Raw genomic sequence first — 19471 nt, forward strand, 5'->3', positions numbered from 1 at the left:
TTCACTACGTGTGTCTGCGCCCCGTCGTTAACACGTGCGGCCCAGGCTCCGAACGACGGATGTACCCGCTGCAGGCGGGGCCGCGAGGGGGGAACACCGATGGGGGTCGGGTCCGGCTCTGCACGGGAACGGGTGGGGCGCAACGGGCTCGTCGTCGCGGCCGTGACGGGCGTCCTGCTGGGCCTCGCCGTAGCCGCCCTCGCCGGTCCGGCCTGGGTGGTCGGCGCCGTGCTCACCGCAGCAGCGCTGAGCCTTGCGCGCCTCCTCCCGGTCACCGCCCGGCTGCTGAAGCCGGCACTGGACTCCACGGTCGCGCTCGCGATCCTCGCGGTGACCGCGCCGCTGTTGCTCGCCGTCGCGGTGGTGGTGCGCGCGGACGGCGGCCCGGCGCTCGTCCAGGAGGAGCGCGTCGGCGCCGGCGGCCGCACGTTCGGGATGCTGGCGTTCCGCTGCACGTCCGCGCGCGGCAGCGGCGACACCCGGGTCGGTGCGCTCCTGCGGCACTACTCGTGGGACGCGCTGCCACAGCTGCTCAACGTGGTGGCCGGGTCCATGGCCTTCGTCGGCCCCCGGCCGCTGCGGCCCACCGAAGCCGCAGGCGCGCCGTCGCGGGCACCGGTGGCCAAACCCGGTGTCACCGGCCTCTGGCCCCCTGGGCGGGACCGCGACGACGCGGCCCGCCTCGAGCTGCGCTACGTCGAGACCTGGACGCCCGCCCTCGACACCGTGATCCTCTTCCGGGCGCTGCGAGCGGCGAAGGAGCGCGACGGCACCGCCGCGTGACGTCCGGCCCCGCGGTCGTCACCGGACGTGACGCGCCGCTCCCGGCGAGGGGTGCGCCGCCACCTGCTCCGCGTCGTCGCGGCGGTGCCTGGGCTCGCTCCGGCGGGGCGCCGGTATCGCCGCCCGTGCCGCCTCCGCCCGCCGGCGACCGCCCCGCTCCTCGGCTCCGTGCCGGGGCGGCGGCGCCACCGGGAGCACCGTGGTCGCCACGTCCCCCGGATCCACCGTCACCGGCGGCCGGGGCCGCGGTACCGCGAGCACCCGCAGCGCCCGCACGTCCACGAGCCGGGCGACGAGCACCTCGAGCACCGTGCGTGCCGCGTCGAGGTCCCGCGGTTGGACCGGCCGCCGTGCGTCCCCGAGCAGCTGCAACGCCCCGAACCCGGCGGACGCGGTGCGCAGGGGCACGACCACCGAGCTGGCCCGGCCGGTCTCCGCGGCGACGGCGGCGAGCTCCGGGGGGCCGAGGCGGGTGAGGTCGGGCGTGTGCAGCGGCCGGCCGCTGCGGATCACCGCGGGCAGGGGGCCGGTGCCGGCACGGCGCTGGGCCGCTCCCATCCAGCCGGCCTGCGCGTCCGACGCCGCGACCGTCGGTTCCTCGTCGGACGGCTCGGTGACCATCACCAGCGCGGCCGCCACGCCGAGCGCGGGTGGCAGCGCCTCGCAGAGCCGTCCCAGCTCGGCGCGCAGGTCCAGCTCGCCGGCGCTGAGGCGCGCGAGGTGCAGGGCGAGCGAGGTGAGGGTCGGGTCGGCCGCGGTCACGGCAGTCCCGTCCAGCGGGTGCAGAACATGGCAACTCCTCGGCCCGGCGGGTGGGGAGCGAGCCGGGCTCTGATCAAGTGGTCGCCTGGCGGCGCCGTGCCGTTACGCCACCGGATCGAGCGCCGGTCGGGCGTGCCGACGTACCTGCAGATCGTCACGCAGGTCAAGCAGGCCCTGCGCCTGGGCACCCTGCGGAGCGCGGCAGTCGGCGTGCACCGCGACCGTGGGACGGCAGACCCGCGCGCCGGTCCGCGGCGTCGACACCCCACCTGGTTTCCGCGCCGAACGTCCCGGGCTCGACGACCTCGTCCTCGCCTACCTGCAGGAACCGGAGCGTGCCGCATGACATGGCTCGTCTGGCGCCGGCAGCGCGCCGCCCTGCTGACGGCCGCGTCGCTGGTGGCCGCGTTCGCCGCCGTGCTCGTCGCCGGCCGGCACGACTTCGTGGCCTTCCTGCGGGAGTACGGGATCGAGGAGGCCTGCTTCGAGGTCGTGACGGAGGCGTGCCGCGACCAGCGGCCTGCTGGTGGCCGCTCGACACCCCGCTCTTCGAGACCTCCGGGATCGTGCCGATGGCGTACGCGGTGCTCGCGTTCACGCTCGCGGCCGGCACCGGGCTCGTCGCGCGCGGGAGCCTCGCGCCGGTCGCCGTCGCGGTCGTCGGCTTCGCGCGTCCTGACGATCTGGGCGACGCCGGCGGATCCGAGGCCACGTCCGGCATCCCCGCCCGCCGTTCCGCTGCCTGGTCAGAAGGGCGGCGGGCCGGTCTCGTCGAAGGACGTCGGCGGGTCGGTGGGCCTGCGCGCGAAGTACCCGTCGTAGTCCTGCTGCGACATCCGCGGACCCCGCGACCGCGGCTCCGGCCGGTCACGGCGCGGCGCCGTCGGCGGGTCGGGGTCGGGGCGGTAGTCGTAGGGATGGCTGCAGTAGCGGTGCCCGGTAGGAGTGATCCACTGGATCCGCCCGTCGGGCAACGCCCGCACCGCCCACCCCGGGGCGTGCTTCATCACATGATCATGACCGCACAACCCGTCGAGGTTCTTCTCGTTCGTCGGGCCCTGCGGGAACGGCACCACGTGCTCCAGATGCGAGTCGAGCACCCGGCGCCGGCAGATCGGGCTGCGGCAGTACACATCGCGGGCCCGCACGAAATCGGCCAGCCCGGCCGGTGGCCGGTAGGTCGTGCGCCCGTAGTCGAGCACCGTGCCCGACAACGGGTCATAGACAAGGCGCCGTAGGTTCGCATCAACTGCGATCTCGCGGGCCAACTGGGCAGGGATCGGACCGTGACCGACCAACTCACACGGCTGGTCATCGAGACCGGCCAGCGTGGACAGCGGAACCAGCACCTGCACCAGGGGCTTGGTCGGGGTGACCGGCCGCGGCAGCAGCCCGCCGCCACCGCTCCCCGACGAGGAATCGCCCGACCCGCACCGCTCGCAAACACCCCGGCCGGCGGCGCAGCCGGTGTCAGCGGCGCCCGGGTCAACGGTGCCGGTATCGGCGGCACCAGTGGGACCGGGACCGGAGTCGTCGTCAGCAGCGGCGCCCATGTCAGCAGTGGCGTCGGCATCGTCGACCGCGCCGGTATCGGCGTAGTCGACAGCGGCGTCGGAGTCAGTATCGTCAGCGGTGTCGGCGTCAGCAGCGTCGCCGGTGTCTGCATCTGTGTCGGCGTCGGTGTTGAACGCCGCATAGGCGAGGGCACCGGTCAGCAGCGCAACGACCAGATCCGAACGCCGGGCGTCGATCCCCCGCGGATCATCCTTGCCAAGCCCCTTGGCCAACCGGGTCAACGACCCGAACACGCCAACGCATCCGCGGCCGACATCGACGCCCACAACGACGCCATGCCCTCCTCTTCCGGGTTGAGCACCACCCGCCGCTCCCGATGCGCCGCCCGATGCCGGGCGAAAACACCCTCCGGGTCGACCTGCGCCACCGCCCGCTTCACCGCGGCCTTCACCTGCGCCAACGTCTGCTCCGGCGCCCGGTCCAGGACCCGCGCCTGCACCGCCCGCGCCTTGTCCACCGGCAGGTAATGCACGCCATCACAGATCGCCGCCACCCGGCGTTCGTCGAGCCGACCGGCCTTCCACACCGCCAACGCCTCGGGCAGCACCTGCGTCAGCTGCACCGCCCGACCCAGCTCGGCCTTGGCCGTCATCCGCGACTTGCGCAGCGCCAGCCCCACCTCGTCCGGGGCGAACCGGCCCAACCCGCACGGCTTGTCCACCGCCACCATCGTGTTGTCATCACCCGGGCGACGGCGCGCGAACTCGGCCAACACCTCGGTCCGCCGCGCCTGCGCCCACGCCGCGACCCGGTCGAACCCCACCACCGCATCGATCAACTCCGCATCCGACAGGCTGCCCGGCGAGTCGGCATCGACATCCAACTCCATCCCCAGCAGCGCAGAAGGCTCGGTGTTGCCGTACGTGCGCTCGACGCCGAAACGCAGCCACTCCTCCCTCCCGCGCCACTGCCGCGCCGCCCGCTCCTCCGCGGTCTCCACGGCGACCTCCTCCAGCGGCGGCAGGTCGGGGCAGTCCTCGGGGCAGTCCTCACCCCGGTCCAGCACCGCGTCCAAGGGCGCGTCCTCAGGCCAGTCCCGAAGGAGACCCGAGGAACACACCGTGTCGAACATGTGTTCGATTCTAGCACGGTTGCGGCGGCCGTGCTCCGCGATTCCTGCAGGTCGGGCGGGTTGCGTGGGCGCGCCGTGCCCGGCTCGAGACCACTGCCCCACCCCACGCCCCGGCCTCACTCGCGGTCACCGCGGCGGGTACCCGACCCCCGGGTGCCGAGGGTGGCCCTGTTGGCACAGTTACTCCGTCCAGCGGTGATCAAGGGCTGACGACGGCGCTCGAAGCCCGATCAGCGACCCGGACCAGGCCGACGATCACAGGTAGGGGTGCAACGGGACCACCGCAAGGAGCACACCCACCCGGCAGCGACGGGCTCGTCCGGAACAGGCCTGGGCCATGTCGGGAACGGCCGCCGGCCGACCACCGGCCACCTCGCCGACCGGGCGGAATCAGGGGAAGGCGCCGACTGCGGCGAAGACCCCGGACCAGGGCGGGCGGCAGTGGCCGCGAGCCGGGAACGGCGCGCCCACCGCCGGAAGATCCCGCGATGAGCACCGCCCGCCACCACGAACTTCCGCGGTCGGACCCGGGCCACCGGCGGAAAGGCCGTCGCCCGCACCCGTCACGATCAGCCCTGACGCGTCGGCCGGATTGTCAGATCCCCGATCTCGACGTCGTCGGGCTGGTCGATCGCGAACGCGATCGCCCGGGCCACCGCCACCGGGTCGATACCGAGATCAGCCATGTTCCGCCTGACCTCCTCGCGCACGGCAGGATCGTCGACGGCGTTGTCGACGAGCTCGGTGCGGACGTAGCCCGGCGAGATCGACGTCGTCCGCAGGACCCCGTCGGTGCTCTCCTGCCGCAAGCCCTCCAGGAGGGTGCGCACCGCGTTCTTCGTCCCGGCGTACACCGCCTGGGTGGGGACGATCTTCAGGCCGGAGGTCGAGACGACGGTGACGAGGTGGCCGCCGCCCTGACGGCGGAACACCGGCAGGGCCGCGGCGATCCCGTGCAGGATCCCCTTGACGTTCACGTCGACCATCGCCGCCCAGCCCTCGACGTCGAGGTCGGCGATGGTGCTGATCCTGGTCGTCCCGGCGTTGCCCACCAGGACGTCCAGGCGGCCGAAGCGCTCGACGGCGACGGTGACGAGCGACCGGAGGCCGTCGGGATCGGTGACGTCCACGCGCGTGGCGGCCGCCCGGCCGCCGCCGGCTTCGATCTCGGTGACCAGCCGGTCCAGCCGGTCGGTGCGGCGGGCTCCGACGACGACGGGCGCGCCGAGCGACGCGAGGTGGCGAGCCGTCGCCTCACCGATCCCGCTGCTGGCGCCGGTGATGGCGACGACCTTGCCGTGGATGGCCATGACTTTCCCCTGCCTAGAATGGACACATGTCCGGTTACCCCGACAAGCCTAGCGGACACGTGTCCGGTTCAGTCAAGGGTCGGCGCGCCGACGCGCAACGCAACCGCGAGCGGATCTTGCACGCGGCGCGCGAGCTCGTGCACGAGCCGGGAGAGCTGAAGCTCAACGCCGTCGCGAAGGCCTGCGGTATCGGGCAGGGCACGCTGTACCGGCACTTCCCGACCCGCGAGGACCTCCTCGCCGAGGTGTACCGCCGCGAGATGGACGAGCTGGTCGCCGAGGCCCCCCGGCTGCTGGAGATCCACCCGCCGCTGGAGGCGTTGGCGGCGTGGTTCGACCGGGTTGCCGCCTACGCCCGGGTCAAGCGCGACGTGTTCGCCGCCGTCGAGGCCGGGACGTGGCGCGATCTCGCCGCGCACAGCCTCGGCCCGATCGGCGAGGCGGTGGAGCTGTTGCTGGCTGCCGGTCGCGAGGCCGGCAGCGTCCGCGCCGACGCCGAAGCCCGCGACGTCATCGTGCTCATCAGCTGGTTGTCGCGGCTGGACGACGCAGAACTCGACGCGCGGGGGTCGCGACTGCTGTCGATCCTCGTCGACGGTCTCCGGGCACGCCGCCCCTGAGGCGCCGTGGAGGTCGGGCCGGTAGCGGGCGCCGACCCCCTTCGCGCACCAACCGGTCAGCGCAGATGCGACGCCTGCTCGGCCGCCGGTTGCGACTCCTCGTCGGGCACCCAGCGCAGGACGTCGCCCGGCTGGCACCCGAGCACGCGGCACACGGCGTCGAGGGTCGCGAACCGGACGGCCTTGGCGCGCCCGTTCTTGAGCACGGCGACGTTCGCGGGGGTGATGCCGACGGCCTCGGCGAACTCGGCGACCGACATCTTGCGCCGGGCGAGCATGACGTCGATGTCGACGACGATGGCCATCACACCACCTCGTCGAGCTCGCGCCGCAGGACCGTCGCGGAGCGCAGCAGCCCCCGCATGACGACCATCAACAGCGCGAACGCGACGCCGCTGAGGCCGATGCCACCGCCGATCAGGACGAGCCCGGGCGCGTCGTCGACCTCGCCCGCGTGCGCGCACAGCCCGGCGACCAGCACCGCGGCGACGAGCCCTGCGACGGAGATGACGTCGACCCAGCGGAACGCGCGCTCGTCGAAGATCGCGTCGCGCCGCACCATGGACAGCAGCACCCACAGGGCGGCGAGCAGGACCTCGACGCACGCGACGGCCGCGATGCCGAACGCCGAGTACGCCACGGCGAGGATGACGGTGTCGGGTGCCGCGAGCTGCGTCGCGATGACGACGGCGAGCACGACCTGCAGGCCGACGGCGCCGAGCGCGATCAGGACGAGGAGTCCCCGCAGGACGAGGATCACGAGCTGGCTCACCGCTCGATCCTCGATGGATATCTATCGAAAGTCAATAGATACTCCGCCCGGCGATGAGTTCTGCCGTCCGCCCCGGTCCACCCGTCATGGCAGAGACGACGGTGACGACCGACGGCGTGCGGCTGTGCGTCGAGACGTTCGGGAACCCGGCGCACCCGGCGCTGTTGCTCGTGGCGGGCGGGGGCCAGTCGATGGTGTGGTGGGAGGACGGGTTCTGCTCCCGGTTGGCCGCCGGCGGCCGCTACGTGGTGCGCTACGACCACCGCGACACCGGGCGCTCGGTGTCGTCCCCGGCCGGCTCCCCCGCCTACACGTCCACCGACCTGGCCACCGACCCCCTGCGGGTGCTCGACGCCCTGGGCGTGGACGGGGCGCACGTGGTGGGCATGTCGATGGGCGGCGGCATCGCCCAGTACCTCGCGGTGGAGCACGGCGACCGGATCCGGTCGCTGGTCCTCGTGGAGACCAGCCCGGCGGGGCCGGGTGACGCCGAGAACGGCCTGCCGCCGATGGCGCCGGCCGTGGCCGCGTCGTTCACCGATCCCGACCCCGAGCCGGACTGGTCCGACCGGAAAGCGGTCATCGACTACCGGGTGGCGGTCGAACGCCCCTACGTGGGCGGCCTGGGCTTCGACGAGGAGCGGGTGCGCAGGCTCGCCACGCTCGAGGTGGACCGCACCACCGACATGGCGGCGAGCCTGACCAACCACTTCGTGCTCGACGGCGGCTGGTCGGGCCGCCACCGGCTGGGCGAGATCACGGCGCCGACGCTGGTGCTGCACGGCTCCACGGACCCCCTCCTCCCCCTCGGGCACGGGGACGCGCTCGCCCGGGAGATCCCGGGCGCCCGCCTGGTGGTCCTGGAGGGCGCGGGGCACGAGATCCCGCCGCCACCGCTGTGGGACCTCACGATCTCGTCGATCCTCGAGCACACCGCGCCGGGCTGAGTCAGTTCCCCACCCCGAGCCCGGACATGAACACCGCCGGGTAGCGGTCGCCGCGCGCCGAACCGGCAGGCACCGCCTCCTCGATCTCGGCGAGGTCGTCGGCGGTGAGCTCCAACCTCGCCGCGGGCAGCGCCTCGGCCAGGCGCTCGCGGGTGCGGGCGCCGACCAGGGGCACGATGTCGGCGCCCTGCGCGGCCACCCAGGCGATCGCCAGCTGGGCGACCGTGCAGCCCTTCGCCCCGGCGACCCGGCGCAGCGACTCCACCAGGGCGAGGTTGTGCTCCACGTTCTCGGCGGCGAACCGCGGGCTGAACCCGCGCATGTCGCCGGGGCCCGCGGTGCGGCCTGCGCTCCAGTGCCCCGAGAGGAGGCCGCGGCCGAGCACCCCGTACGCGGTCATGCCGATGCCCAGCTCCTGCAGGGTCGGCAGGACCTCCGCCTCCACCGCGCGGGACAGGAGCGAGTACTCGATCTGCAGGTCGGCGATGGGGTGCACGGCGTGCGCGCGGCGGATCGTCGCGGCGTCGACCTCGGAGAGGCCGATGTGCCGCACGTACCCGGCGTCGACCATCTCCTGGATCGCGCCCACCGTCTCCTCGATCGGTACGGCCGGGTCCAGCCGGGCCGGGCGGTAGACGTCGACATGGTCGGTGCCCAGCCGCGTCAGCGAGTAGGCCAGGAAGTTCTTCACCGCCTCGGGCCGGTTGTCCTGCGCGCCGAACACCGGGCCCGGGCCCCGGAGCTGGCCGAACTTGACGCTCAGCTGGTAGCTGTCCCGGTTCCGGCCGCGCAGCGCCTCCGCCAGCAGCAGTTCGTTGTGGCCCATCGCGTAGAAGTCGCCGGTGTCGATCAGCGTGACGCCGGCGTCCAGCGCGGCGTGCACCGTGGCGATGCTCTCGTCGCGGTCGGTGGCGCCGTAGGCCTCGCCCGAGAGGCCCATCGCGCCCAGGCCCAGCGCGGAGACGGCCGGCCCGGTGCTTCCCAGAGTTCGTGTCTGCATGGAGCCACCTTGTGCCGCCGTGAGGGCGCACGGGAGCGGAGCGTTCATCGTGGGAGAGCGGCTCCCTGGATCTCCTCCGCGACCGCGGGGAGCATGGGGGTCATGCAGCGCGACGAGCTCGCCGACTTCCTGCGTCGCCGCCGGGAGGCGATCCGCCCGGCGGAGGTCGGGATCGCCGACGGCCCGCGCCGCCGCACCTCCGGGCTGCGCCGGGAGGAGGTGGCGATGCTCGCCGGCATGTCGGTCGACTACGTCGTGCGCCTCGAGCAGGGCCGCAGCAGCCAGCCCTCCACCCAGCTGCTCGGCGCGCTGGCCCGCGCGTTGCGCCTCTCCGACGACGAGCGCGACCACCTGTTCCACCTGGCGGGCCACCAGCCCCCGCCGGCCGACGGGGTGGCCGGCATGGCCCGCGCGGGCCTGGTGCGCATGCTCGACCTGCTCGGCGACACCCCGGCGGTGGTGCTGTCCGACCTGGGCGAGATCCTCGCCCAGAACCGGATGGCCCTCCTGCTGAACGGCGACCACCGCGGCTTGTCCGGCGACCGCCGCTACCTCGTGTACCGCTGGTTCACCGAGCCCGCCACCCGCGCCGTCCGGCCGCCCGAGGAGCGGGAGCACAACTCCCGTCAGACGGTGGCCGACCTGCGCGCGGTCGCGGGCCGGCGGTCCGGCGACGCGGAGGTCGCCCGGCTCGTCCACCGGCTGCAGCGCGCGAGCGCCGAGTTCCGCAGGCTGTGGGCCGAGCACGAGGTCGCGGTCCGGCGTTCCGACCGCAAGACCCTGATCCACCCGCGGGTGGGCCCGCTGCTGATGGACTGCGAGACCCTGGTCACCCCCGACCAGCGTCAGCTGCTGCTGGTGCTCACCCCGGCGGACGCGGAGGCCCGTGAGCGGCTGGAGCTGTTGCGGGTGCTCGGCACCGAGGAGTTCCCCGCCGGGGCCGCGGACGCGTCCGCGCGGTGAACCTCGCGCGCCTGGTCACCTCAGGGCGCGCAACGCCACCGCGGCCTCCGCGATGCAGTCGGCGAAGCCGGGCGCACCGTCGTCGGTGACCCAGCGCGTGAACGCGACCTGGAAGACCGTCACCGCGCTCTGGGCGGCGAGGCTCGCGGACGGCTCCGGCACGCCGCGCGCGCGGAGCCCGCCGGTCGTGACGTCGGCCATCGCCGCGAGTTTGAGCAGCTCACGCTCCTGGAGGGCGGGGTTGGCCGCGATGATCCGCGCGCGGCGGACGGCGTGGTCGTGCCGGTCCTCCAGCAGGCCGGCGGCCGCGGCCACCCCCGCGAGCGCGGCGTCGAGCGGCGGGAGGTCCGGCGCGGCGGCCAGGATCGCGTCGCGCACGGTCTGCTGCATGGCCTCGGAGCCGTCGAAGAGGACCTCGCGCTTGTCGGTGAAGTGCCGGAAGAAGGTGCGCTCGGTGACGCCGGCGCTCTCGGCGATGTCGCCCGCGGTCGTCTGCTCGAAGCCGCGCTCCGCGAAGAGCTCCATCGCGGCGCGGATCATCCGCCCGCGCGCGTCCGGCTCCCAGCGGCTCATGGCGGCGAGTGTAGTGATGACAGTGACCGACATCAGGTGCTAGCGTTGATGTCAGTCACTGTCATACGCAGAAGGGAAGCCACCATGCGCGTCTTCGTCACCGGTGCCTCCGGCTGGATCGGCTCGGCCGTCACCGACGAGCTCCTGGCCCACGGGTGCGAGGTCGTCGGCCTCGCCCGCTCCGACCGGTCGGCCGATGCGCTGCGGGCGAAGGGCGCCACCGTCCACCGCGGCAGCCTCGACGACCTCGACAGCCTCGCCTCGGCCGCCGAGGCCGCCGACGGCGTCATCCACCTCGCCTTCAAGCACGACTTCGCCGACTACGCGGGCGCCGGCCGCACCGAGCACGCCGCCGTCCGGCGGATGCTCGACACGCTGAAGGGCAGCGACCGGCCGTTCCTGCTCGCCTCCGGGCTGGCAGGAGGCATCAGCGGGCGGCCGCTGACCGAGGACGACGCACTGCCGCACCACGGTGCCGACTCGATGCGCGGCGGCAGCGAGAACCTCGCGCTGTCCTACGCCGAGCTCGGGGTCCGGCCGGTCGCCCTGCGCTTCTCCGCCACCGTCCACGGCACGGGCGACCCGGGCTTCACCGCGACGCTGACGAGGATCGCGAAGGAGCGCGGCGTGGCCGGTTACATCGGCGACGGCGCGAACCGCTGGGCGGCCGTGCACCGCTCCGACGCCGCGCGGATGGTCCGGCTCGCGCTGGAGAACGCACCGGCGGGTTCCCGGATGCACGCCGCGGCCGAGGACGGCATCCCCACCCGCGACATCGCCGCCGCGATCGGCCGGTACCTGGCCCTGCCGACGGCATCGGTCGCGCCGGAGGACGCCGAGGCCCACTTCGGCTGGATCGGCCGCTTCTTCGCCCTGAACGGCGCCGCTTCCCACGCTCGCACCCAGGAGGTGCTCGGCTGGACGCCGACGGGTCCGACGCTGTTCGAGGACATCGCCGCCGGGGCGTACGCACTCCCGGGGTGACCTGCGCTCAGCCGATCCCGACCGTCTGGCGCTCCGGCTCGATCACGGCCACCACGCGCTCTTCCCCGCGGGGGTAGGGCGCGCCGGCGTACTTCACGGCCAGCTCGTCGATGATCTCCCACGCGGCATCGCCCTCGATCCACTCGACGACCCGCCCCCGCACGACCACGGGCTCGAACGGGTTGTCGGCGGGCGCGATCGACAGGGCCAGCCGGGGGTCGCGGCGCAGGTTGCGCGCCTTGCGCGTGCCCGGGCCGGTGAAGGTGACGATCCGGTCGCCGTGCGCGCCGACGTAGACGGGAACGCAGTGGGGCGCGCCGTCCGGCAGGACGGTGGCGAGGTGCGCGATCGAGGTGCCGTCGAGGACGCGGCGCACGTCGGGTTCGAGCATGGTGTTCTCCTTCAGCGGTGGTTGTCGGCGCGCCACGCGACGTAGTGCGCGACCGCCGCGGCGACGTCGAAGGCCGGCGCGAACCCCGTGTCCCGGGTGAGCCGGGTGATGTCGAGGTAGGGGTCCTCACCGGGGCCGCCCCTGCGCCCGGGCAGGAGGGCCGGCCGCGGGCCGGGAGTGATCGCCTCCAGCGCCTCCGCGAGCCTGCGGTTGGTGAACGGCCGGCCGCTGGAGACGTTGTAGGTGTCGTGGTGCAGGGTCGGCGCGGTCATCAGGAGGGCGATCGCGCGGCCGGCGTCGGGGGCGTAGCAGCTGTCCCCGCCGTCGTCGCCGTGCAGCGGCGGCGGCTGCTCGCCGCGCAGCACCGCGCTGATGTAGGGCGGGATGGGGTTGAACGGTGACTCCGGGTCCATCAGCGGGCCCCAGGTGCTGCCGATGCGCAGCACGACCGGCTGGACACCGCTGCCCGCGAGGCCGTGCGTGGTGAGCGGTTCGACGGCCTTCTTGAACGCGACGATCGGGTGCGGCAGCGCCGCGGTGGGCAGCGCGAGCTCCTCCGTCCACGGGACCTCGCTGCGCCCGACGTAGACGCCGAGGCTGCCGGCGACGGCGAACCGCCGGACACCCCAGGTGCGGGCGGCGTCCAGGGCGTTGAGCAGGCCGGTCGTGTCCGTCCGGAAGAAGGCGACCGGGTCCTCACCGGGGACGGTGCCGGCGAGGTGGACGACGTCGCTGATCTCGTGGCGCTCGCCGAGGGCGAGGATGGCCTCCCGGTCGGTGACGTCGAGGGCTTCGACGGTGACCCGGCCGGCGAGGAACGACGGCACCCCGGTGCGGCGGTGCGCGGTGACCACGACCTCCTGCCCGAGGTCGACCAGCGCGCGTGCGGTGTGGGCGCCGATCATGCCGAGCCCACCGGTGACGAGGATCATCTCGCGGTCCGTTTCTCGTCGATCAGACAGCTTGGGGGAAGTCGAACAAGCGGTGCGGGTCGTAGGCGCTCTTCACCGCGGCCAGCCGGGCGTGGTTGGCCCCGTGGTACGCCGTGGCCCAGCCGTCGAGCGCCGGGTCGGGGAAGTTGGGGTAGACCCGTCCCGACCCGTCGACGTGGGCGATCGCCCAGGAACGGTCGACCCACGGGTCGCCGACGTCCGCGGCGTGCTCGAGCAGGAAGCGCTCGCTGCGGTGGGCGAACGCGGTGGCGTCCTCGGCGATCCGGTTGTAGGCCCCGCCCATCGCGGTGAACGTGATCTCCCGCCGGCCCGCCGCCCTCGGTTCGCCGAGCTGGGCCAGGAGCGCGGCGAGGGTGCGGCCGGACATCGCGCGGGAGAAGAACTCCGACCGGGCACGCAGAGCGCGTTCGGCGTCCGGCGGGTCGTCGAAGGTACCTTTCAGCTGGTGGAAGGCCAGCCCGGGGCGCAACGCGGTCGCCTGCGGCGCGCCCAACCCGCGCACGATCTCCCGGGTCGCTCCCGCCTCGAGGGTGGAGGCGCCGAAGAGGGTGGCCCGGACGGGCGCGCCGGGCCGCGAGACGAGGGTGAGGTTGGCGGTGAGCCCGTCCGGGGCGTCCGGTGCCCGGGACTGCCAGGCCGCGACCAGCGCCTCGGGGTCGGGCTCCGACCAGTGCGCCTCGATGCGGGTGGTCGTCGGCTCGGCGACGGTGGCGAACCGCAGCGACGTGACCACCCCGAACTGGCCGCCGCCCGCGCCGCGCAGCGCCCAGAACAGGTCCGGTTCGCGGTGCTGGTCGCACTCGACGACGCGGCCGTCCGCGAGCACGACCTGCGCCCCGACGAGGCGGTCGCAGGTCAGGCCGTGCTCGCGCCCGAGCAGCCCGATCCCGCCGCCGAGCGTGAGGCCCGCGATGCCCACCGTGGCCCCGCACCCGGCCGGAACGGTCCGGCCGTAGGCGTGCAGCGCGGCGTACACCCGGCCCAGGCGGGCGCCGGCACCGATCGTGGTGACCCCGTCGCCGGACACGGTGACCTCGTCGAGGCCGGACAGGTCGAGCACGACCCCGTCCGACGACGACCGGCCCGCGAAGCAGTGCCCCCCGCCGCGGGGGACGACGCGCTCCCCGCTGGCGAGCGCGTACGCGACGACGGCGACGACGTCCGCGACCGAGCGGCACCGGACCACGAGCCGCGGCCGCACGTCGCGGTGGGCGGCGCCGGCCGGGCGGCGGACCGCGTCGTACCCCGGCGAGCCGGGTCGGAACGACTCGCCGTCGAGCGGGGTGGGGAACGCGGCCAGGTCGGGCACGGGCTCGAAGCTAGGCGCGGCGCGAGGACGGCGATTGAACGGAACGCGCAGGGTCAGACCCGCAGCGGCGGCCTGCCCCGGGTGGCGAGGAAGGGCGCGTAGGACGCGGAGTGCTCGTGGCCGCAGGCGCAGCGGTCGAGGTCGCCGCCGAGGAGCCGGCGCGGGGTGAGTCCGGTCAGGCGCAGGCACTCCCGTCCGAGGTGCGCCTGGTCGGCGTACCCCACGTCCACCGCGAGGCCCGCCACCCCGTCGGCGCCACGCCGACCCGAGGCGGCGGCGCCGGCCTGGGCCAGCGCGAGGAAGCCCTGGAACCGCAACGTCCGCTGGAGCGCCTTGGGCCCCACCCCGACCGCGTGCAGGCAGCGGCGGCGCAGCTGGCTCGCGGAGAGCGCGAGGTGGCAGGCCAGGCCGGCGATGTCGACCGGGTGCCAGGGCATCAGCGCGTTCACGGCTTCGCCCACCAGCGGGTCCACCCGGACCACGCTCCGGAACTCCCGCAGGAGGTGGGCCTGCAGCAACCCCAGGGCCTGCTCGGGCGACCCGGCGAGGGCCATCGCCTCCACCAGGCGATCCACCGGGCTCCCCCACAGCTCCGCCAGGCCCAGGCGCTGGTCCACCAGGTCGTCGAGCACGGTCGGGAGGTGCGGCGCGGCCCCGGGCCGGAACCGCACTCCCACGATGGTGGTGTGCGGCGGGATGACCTCGATCTGCGGTCCGGTCAGCGGGCCGACGAGCTGGGGACGGCCCCCGAGCGGGAAGTGGATCTCGACGCCGCCCGTGGGCAGGTGCCGTTGCAGGTACCGCGCGTCACCGGTGCGCTGGACCCAGACCGTCCGCACCACGCCGGCGAGCCCCGGCAGCGGCGGCCGCTCGACGTAGGACTCCACCGCGGCATCCTGGCACCGGAGCAGCCCGAGCGGCACCCAGAAAATCTCCCCCAGCCAAGGTAGACATTCGGCGGCAGCCGGGTGTACCTTCGGCCCCGTCGCGGCGCAGAGAAGGTCGCCGGGACACAGCAACGCCGAGGAGAAGGGAAGTCGCACACTGTCCGACCCGCCCGGGGCCGTGAGGCCGGGTGGGTGCCGCCTCGTCCGGAACGGAAGGTGATTATCGGTTACTACGCAGATGCGATCCCGCAGGAGCTGGTATCCGAGTCCTGCGGGTCGAGGAAGCCGACGATGAGTCGGTCGATGGTGTGACCTACAACCCTCGGGGCCCCGGTGCAACGGCACCGGGGCCCCTGTCATGTGGAGGTGCGATGGCAGAAGACCCGCGAACAGCGGACGACAAGCTCGACGACGAGCACTACCCCGCGTACACCATGGGCCGTGCCGCGGAGCTGCTGGGCGCCACGCCCGGGTTCCTCCGCAGCCTCGACGAGGTGAAGCTCCTCGTCCCGCAACGCTCCCCCGGCGGACACCGCCGCTACTCCCGCTACCAACTGCGCATCGCCGCTCGCGTCCGGGCGCTGGTCGACAACGGCACCGCCCTCGACGCCGCCTGCCGCATCATCATCCTGGAGGACCAGCTCGAGGAGGCCCGGCGGATCAACGCCGAGCTGACCCGGCGCCGGGCGAGCAGCTGACGCCGCAAGAGCGCGTCGAGCCCGGCGACGAAGTGACGTGCGCCGCCCTACCCGGGTGGCGCCTGGAAGCCACCGATCTCCCGCTCCAGCAGTTCGGCCAGCCGCAGCGGGGTGCGGTCCTCGTACATCGGGCCGATGAGCTGAACGCCCACCGGCAGTCCCTCGGGGGACCGGCCTGCCGGCACGGCGGTGGCGGGCAGGCCCGGCATGGTGGCCAGACCGGCCCAGACCAGCTGGTCGAAGAACGGGTGCTCGACGCCGTCGATGTCGATCCGGCGTCCCAGCAGGTCGGGGTCGTGGTCGTGCGGGAACGCGGGGGTCGGCGTGATCGGGCAGACCACGGCGTCGAACTCGGCGAAGAGCTGTCGCCAGCCGTGGCGGTGGAGCTCGCGGCGGTTGTTCGCCTCGAGCCAGTCGCGGTGGCTGAGCACCATGCCGCGCAGCCGCGAGGCTCCGGTCGCCTGCGCCCAGTCCGGCGGCGCGGGCCCGCAGCTGCTCGTACGCCTCGACGGGGAAGCGGGCAACGGAGCCCGAGAAGAGCAACTGCGTGTAGAGCATCGCGGCTTCGGCCAGATCCGGCAGCAGCGGATGGTGCCGTTCGACGCGGGCGCCGCCGGCGACCAGCGCGTCGACGACCCGGTTCACGGCCGCTCGCACCGCGGACCCGGTCGGGATGAGCGGGTGCTCGTCGAGGACCAGGACCCGGAAGTCGCGGATCTGCTCGTGGCGGGCAGCCGGCAGCGTCAGGCGGTGCGCCACGCCGAGCGTCAGCGGGTCCGGCCCGGCCATGACGTCGAGCAGCAGCGTGAGGTCGCCCGCGGTGCGCGCCATGGGACCGACGACGGCGAGGTCGAGGTCGACCGGCAGCGCAGGCTCGGTCGGCGCGACCATGCCGCGGTTCGCCGCCAGCCCGAGTGTCGGCTTGTGCGCGTAGACGCCGCAGAAATGCGCGGGGGTGCGCAGCGAACCGCCGATGTCGGAGCCGATGGACAGCGCGCCGAATCCGGACGCCAGTGCCGCCGCTGACCCTCCCGACGATCCGCCCGACGTGCGGTCCTGATCCCACGGATTGTTGGTCGTGCCGTAGATCTCGTTGAAGCTCTGCAGGTCTTGCAGCCCCAATGGCACATTGGTTTTGCCGAGCACGACGGCGCCGGCGGTCTTGAGCCGCGACACCTGCACCGCATCCTCGGCAGGCACGTGGTTCCGATGCTGCGGCATGCCCCAGGTCGTGGGCAGACCGGCGACGTCGTAGGACTCCTTGACCGTCACCGGGACACCGAGCAGCGGCCGGTCCTCCCCGCGGGCGAGCGCCTGGTCGGCACGCCTGGCGGCGGCCCGCGCACGGTCGAAGTCCGACACGCAGATCGCGTTGATCTCCTTGTCGTCGCGCTCGATGCGGACTATCTCCTCGTCGATCAACTCCACCGCGGTCATCTCACCGGCACGCAAGGAAGCCGCGATCTCTTCGGCCGATCGGAAATTACGCTCCACGAATCCGACGCTACCAGCCGTCCGCAGACACTCGACCCACAAGCGCGGGGACCGCACGTCCTTCTGCAGATCCCCGGAAAGGTGACAATCGCGAGGTCAGAGCCTTGGCCGTCGAAACTCGATCCGCCGGGGCCACGAAACGCCATATCGCGCAACGGGATGGATGTCTCAACCGAGCGATGCCGCCCGCGCCGCCGCGGCGCGCGCGATGTTCGCCATCGTGCACGGCCAGTGCACCAGCGGTCGGCACGCGGAACAGCGCCCGTCCCCACGGGGGCGGTGGATGCTCAGCATCCGCTCGACGGCCCCGGGCTGCGCGGCGAGGAAGCGCGCGGCGGCGTCGATGCAGCTGGCGGCGATGCCGGACGCCGGATCGGGAGCGCTCGTCCCGCTGCCCCGAGCGTCGGGCTCCCATCCATCCCGACGATCTGGTGTCTGCGTGCCATTCACCCACAGGGGCATTCGCGAATCGATGACGAGAGCAGCCCGCGCACGAGCCAGGAGTCACGGCGAGCGGAGGGCCCGCGCCTTCATCACATCAGGGATTGTGGCGAGGTCGTTGTTGTGGGTCGATCCATTTCGGTGGTATGAACTCCGGTCGCCCGTCCCGCATCCGGACCGTCCACCCGGAATGGTGGATCAACCGGTGGTGCGCCTTGCACAACATCACCAGGTTGCACAGCACGGTGTGGCCGTCGTGTTCCCATTCGAGGATGTGGTGGATTTCGCACCAAGCAGGCGGACGATCACACCCCGGGTGGGCGCATCCCCGGTCCCGGGCGGTGACCGCCCGGCGCAACCCGTCGGGGATGACGCGGGTCGAACGGCCGACGTCCAAGGGCTGCCCGGCGCCGTTCATCACGATCGGCACCACGGCGGCGTCACAGGCCAGCATCCGCAGTGACTCCGGGGTGAGGGTGCCGCCGAAGTCCAGCATCGCCGACCGCGCCCGCTGCTCCAGGTCCTCCAGCCGGACGATCACGTTCAACTGCGGGCGGCGCCCGCCGGTCTCGGGGAGGGTGTCGGCCTCGCCGTGGGCGAGGACATACCCGCACGCGTCGGCGAGTGCTTCGGCCTGGCGCTGCGCGGTGGGACGCCGGTCATCCTTGCCGAGCGGCTTCGACTTCGCGTCGATGACGGTGGCGATGGCGTCGAACATGGCGGCGTCGTCGAACTGGCCGGTGATCTTCCCGCCGGAGCCGTCACGGTGACGGCGCAGGTGCAGTGTGTTGACCGGGGCGGGTGGGGTGTCGTCGGGCTCGGGGCCGTCGTCGTCGAGGGCTTCGATCAGCTGGGCACCGAGGTTGCGCAGTTGGGTGGGCCGGTACTCGCTGGCCAGGGCGGCGAGTTGTTCTTCCAGTCCGCCGCGTTGGGCGTCGGTGAGCCGCCCCGCCGCCGGGGTGTTCAGCAGTCCGGCGATGACCTCGACGTGACGCAGGCCGGCCTGTCCGGCGGCGAACGCCTTCGCGGTGGCCGGCAGCCGGGCGGGGAGCACGGTGCCGTCCAGCCCGATCTGCTCGCACGCCTGCTCGGCGGCGAGGACGCGGCGGTGGGCCTCGAACCGGTCACAGCCGAGTAGGTCGGTCAACGCCCCGGTGGTGTCCCGATACCCGCGTTCGGTGAAGGTCCCGCGCCGTTGCAGGGCGGCGGTGGTGGCGACGGTGAGGTGCTCCAGCTGTCGTGACAGTCCTTCGCTGACCGTCAGCACCGACAACAACTCGGGGTCGGAGGTCAGGCCGGATTCCGCGGCCTGCCGCAATTCGTCCAGCGCCTGTTGGAGGTGGTGGTGTGCGGCGGCGACTGCGGACATACCCTGAGTTTAGTCGAACATGTTTTCGAATGCAGGTGGCGTTCGGGTGGTCCGCGTTTGCAATAGTGAACCCTGCGTGGCGAGACGGTCGGCGTGACCGAACAACCCGAACCTGATTGTTCTCCGATTAGCGAAGCGGACCAGCGCGGGATCCTGATCCACAAACCCCTCACCGAGCTCTACGGCGGTAGCCTGTGCGCCCCTGCTCCTACTGCCTACACAAGGCATTCGCACCGATGCGCACCCGCACCTGGGCTGACGTCGGAGAATCACGGCCGTACCCGCTCCTACCCGGAGCCGTGACCGGACGGGTCGCGCCGCCCGGACGTACCGCCGTCGCGGACGGGAGGTCCGCGTCGCACGGTGGCTCGCCGGCCGAGGCCTCGTCGTCAACGCCATCGTTCGGGCGAAGAGGAACCAACCGCGCGCGGGGTGGGAGGAGCGGTCGGGCCCAGGCGGTGACGGCCCGGACCCGACCGCCGCCCCGATCAGGGATCAGGCGTCTGCGCCCTCCGTAGGAGCGCATCGAGGCCCGCGTCGAGGTTGAGCTGGCCCGCGATCCCGGCGA

General features: G+C 73.4%; 20 protein-coding genes and 1 pseudogene. 7 read left to right on the plus strand and 14 right to left on the minus strand.

All coding sequences use genetic code 11. The features are described 5' to 3' along the window. Positions 1–99: 99 nt before the first annotated feature. Positions 100–783 carry a sugar transferase gene (locus FB558_RS07580; RefSeq protein WP_170231221.1) on the plus strand — a complete coding sequence of 228 codons (684 nt, stop codon included), beginning with the start codon at positions 100–102 and terminating at the stop codon, positions 781–783. Between the two features lie 18 nt (positions 784–801). On the opposite strand, the gene FB558_RS07585 is transcribed toward FB558_RS07580, so the two are convergent. Then, positions 802–1545, minus strand: a complete 744-nt coding sequence (locus FB558_RS07585; RefSeq protein ID WP_142049543.1) for a GAF domain-containing protein — start codon at positions 1543–1545, stop codon at positions 802–804. Positions 1546–1768: 223 nt separating this feature from the next. Here FB558_RS07585 and FB558_RS45145 point away from each other — a divergent pair, with 223 nt between their 5' ends. Next, positions 1769–1891: a hypothetical protein gene (locus FB558_RS45145; RefSeq protein WP_281288563.1), complete on the plus strand. Its 123-nt coding sequence runs from the start codon at positions 1769–1771 to the stop codon at positions 1889–1891. A 400-nt stretch (positions 1892–2291) separates the two neighbouring features. Here the strand turns inward: FB558_RS45145 and FB558_RS07595 are convergent, their stop codons facing one another. The 3 genes from FB558_RS07595 to FB558_RS07605 form a co-directional block, all read right to left on the minus strand. Then, complete coding sequence (locus FB558_RS07595) at positions 2292–3386, minus strand: HNH endonuclease signature motif containing protein (RefSeq protein ID WP_246106300.1); 1095 nt, start codon at positions 3384–3386, stop codon at positions 2292–2294. Then, positions 3338–4192, minus strand: coding sequence for a DUF222 domain-containing protein (locus FB558_RS07600; RefSeq protein ID WP_142049547.1), 855 nt, complete (start codon positions 4190–4192; stop codon positions 3338–3340). The genes FB558_RS07595 and FB558_RS07600 overlap by 49 nt, the downstream gene beginning before the upstream one ends. A 569-nt stretch (positions 4193–4761) precedes the next feature. Further along, the gene (locus FB558_RS07605) at positions 4762–5502 is read right to left on the minus strand and encodes an SDR family oxidoreductase (protein ID WP_170231222.1); all 741 of its coding nucleotides are present in this window, start codon (positions 5500–5502) and stop codon (positions 4762–4764) included. A 26-nt stretch (positions 5503–5528) separates the two neighbouring features. On the opposite strand from FB558_RS07605, the gene FB558_RS07610 reads away from it, so the two are divergent. Then, positions 5529–6122 carry a TetR/AcrR family transcriptional regulator gene (locus tag FB558_RS07610; protein ID WP_142049550.1) on the plus strand — a complete coding sequence of 198 codons (594 nt, stop codon included), beginning with the start codon at positions 5529–5531 and terminating at the stop codon, positions 6120–6122. Between the two features lie 56 nt (positions 6123–6178). On the opposite strand, the gene FB558_RS07615 is transcribed toward FB558_RS07610, so the two are convergent. Then, positions 6179–6427 (minus strand): helix-turn-helix domain-containing protein, encoded by a 249-nt coding sequence (locus FB558_RS07615; protein WP_142049553.1) that lies wholly within the window; start codon positions 6425–6427, stop codon positions 6179–6181. Further along, complete coding sequence (locus tag FB558_RS07620) at positions 6427–6894, minus strand: DUF2975 domain-containing protein (protein WP_170231223.1); 468 nt, start codon at positions 6892–6894, stop codon at positions 6427–6429. Before FB558_RS07620 ends, FB558_RS07615 begins: the two co-directional genes overlap by 1 nt. Before the next feature lie 86 nt (positions 6895–6980). Between FB558_RS07620 and FB558_RS07625 the strand changes: the two genes are divergently transcribed. Further along, a complete protein-coding gene (locus FB558_RS07625) occupies positions 6981–7841 on the plus strand; it encodes an alpha/beta fold hydrolase (RefSeq protein WP_142049559.1) in 861 nt (286 codons plus the stop codon). Position 7842: 1 nt separating this feature from the next. On the opposite strand, the gene FB558_RS07630 is transcribed toward FB558_RS07625, so the two are convergent. Next, positions 7843–8841, minus strand: coding sequence for an aldo/keto reductase (locus FB558_RS07630; RefSeq protein ID WP_142049562.1), 999 nt, complete (start codon positions 8839–8841; stop codon positions 7843–7845). Positions 8842–8943: 102 nt separating this feature from the next. Between FB558_RS07630 and FB558_RS07635 the strand changes: the two genes are divergently transcribed. Then, positions 8944–9804, plus strand: a complete 861-nt coding sequence (locus tag FB558_RS07635; protein WP_142049565.1) for a helix-turn-helix transcriptional regulator — start codon at positions 8944–8946, stop codon at positions 9802–9804. 15 nt (positions 9805–9819) lie between these two features. On the opposite strand, the gene FB558_RS07640 is transcribed toward FB558_RS07635, so the two are convergent. Then, positions 9820–10377 (minus strand): TetR family transcriptional regulator, encoded by a 558-nt coding sequence (locus FB558_RS07640; RefSeq protein WP_142049568.1) that lies wholly within the window; start codon positions 10375–10377, stop codon positions 9820–9822. A gap of 84 nt (positions 10378–10461) precedes the next feature. On the opposite strand from FB558_RS07640, the gene FB558_RS07645 reads away from it, so the two are divergent. Further along, positions 10462–11361 carry an SDR family oxidoreductase gene (locus FB558_RS07645; RefSeq protein ID WP_142049572.1) on the plus strand — a complete coding sequence of 300 codons (900 nt, stop codon included), beginning with the start codon at positions 10462–10464 and terminating at the stop codon, positions 11359–11361. Between the two features lie 7 nt (positions 11362–11368). Here the strand turns inward: FB558_RS07645 and FB558_RS07650 are convergent, their stop codons facing one another. The 4 genes from FB558_RS07650 to FB558_RS07665 are packed head-to-tail and all read right to left on the minus strand — an operon-like array spanning position 11369 to position 14901. Further along, the gene (locus FB558_RS07650) at positions 11369–11752 is read right to left on the minus strand and encodes a PPOX class F420-dependent oxidoreductase (RefSeq protein ID WP_142049574.1); all 384 of its coding nucleotides are present in this window, start codon (positions 11750–11752) and stop codon (positions 11369–11371) included. 11 nt (positions 11753–11763) lie between these two features. Beyond that, a complete protein-coding gene (locus FB558_RS07655; protein WP_142049577.1) occupies positions 11764–12684 on the minus strand; it encodes an NAD-dependent epimerase/dehydratase family protein in 921 nt (306 codons plus the stop codon). A 22-nt stretch (positions 12685–12706) separates the two neighbouring features. Beyond that, positions 12707–14014 (minus strand): FAD-binding oxidoreductase, encoded by a 1308-nt coding sequence (locus FB558_RS07660; protein WP_142049580.1) that lies wholly within the window; start codon positions 14012–14014, stop codon positions 12707–12709. Between the two features lie 53 nt (positions 14015–14067). After that, on the minus strand, positions 14068–14901 hold the full coding sequence (locus FB558_RS07665; RefSeq protein ID WP_142049582.1) for a DUF6597 domain-containing transcriptional factor: 834 nt from the start codon (positions 14899–14901) through the stop codon (positions 14068–14070). Between the two features lie 371 nt (positions 14902–15272). On the opposite strand from FB558_RS07665, the gene FB558_RS07670 reads away from it, so the two are divergent. Beyond that, positions 15273–15599 carry a MerR family transcriptional regulator gene (locus tag FB558_RS07670; RefSeq protein ID WP_142049584.1) on the plus strand — a complete coding sequence of 109 codons (327 nt, stop codon included), beginning with the start codon at positions 15273–15275 and terminating at the stop codon, positions 15597–15599. 47 nt (positions 15600–15646) lie between these two features. Here the strand turns inward: FB558_RS07670 and FB558_RS07675 are convergent. Next, positions 15647–17036 (minus strand): annotated as a pseudogene (locus FB558_RS07675) (amidase). Between the two features lie 595 nt (positions 17037–17631). Then, the gene (locus tag FB558_RS07680) at positions 17632–18903 is read right to left on the minus strand and encodes an HNH endonuclease signature motif containing protein (protein WP_142049586.1); all 1272 of its coding nucleotides are present in this window, start codon (positions 18901–18903) and stop codon (positions 17632–17634) included. Positions 18904–19471: the final 568 nt, after the last annotated feature.

It is taken from the genome of Pseudonocardia kunmingensis, from assembly GCF_006716445.1.
Lineage (GTDB): Bacteria > Actinomycetota > Actinomycetes > Mycobacteriales > Pseudonocardiaceae > Pseudonocardia > Pseudonocardia kunmingensis.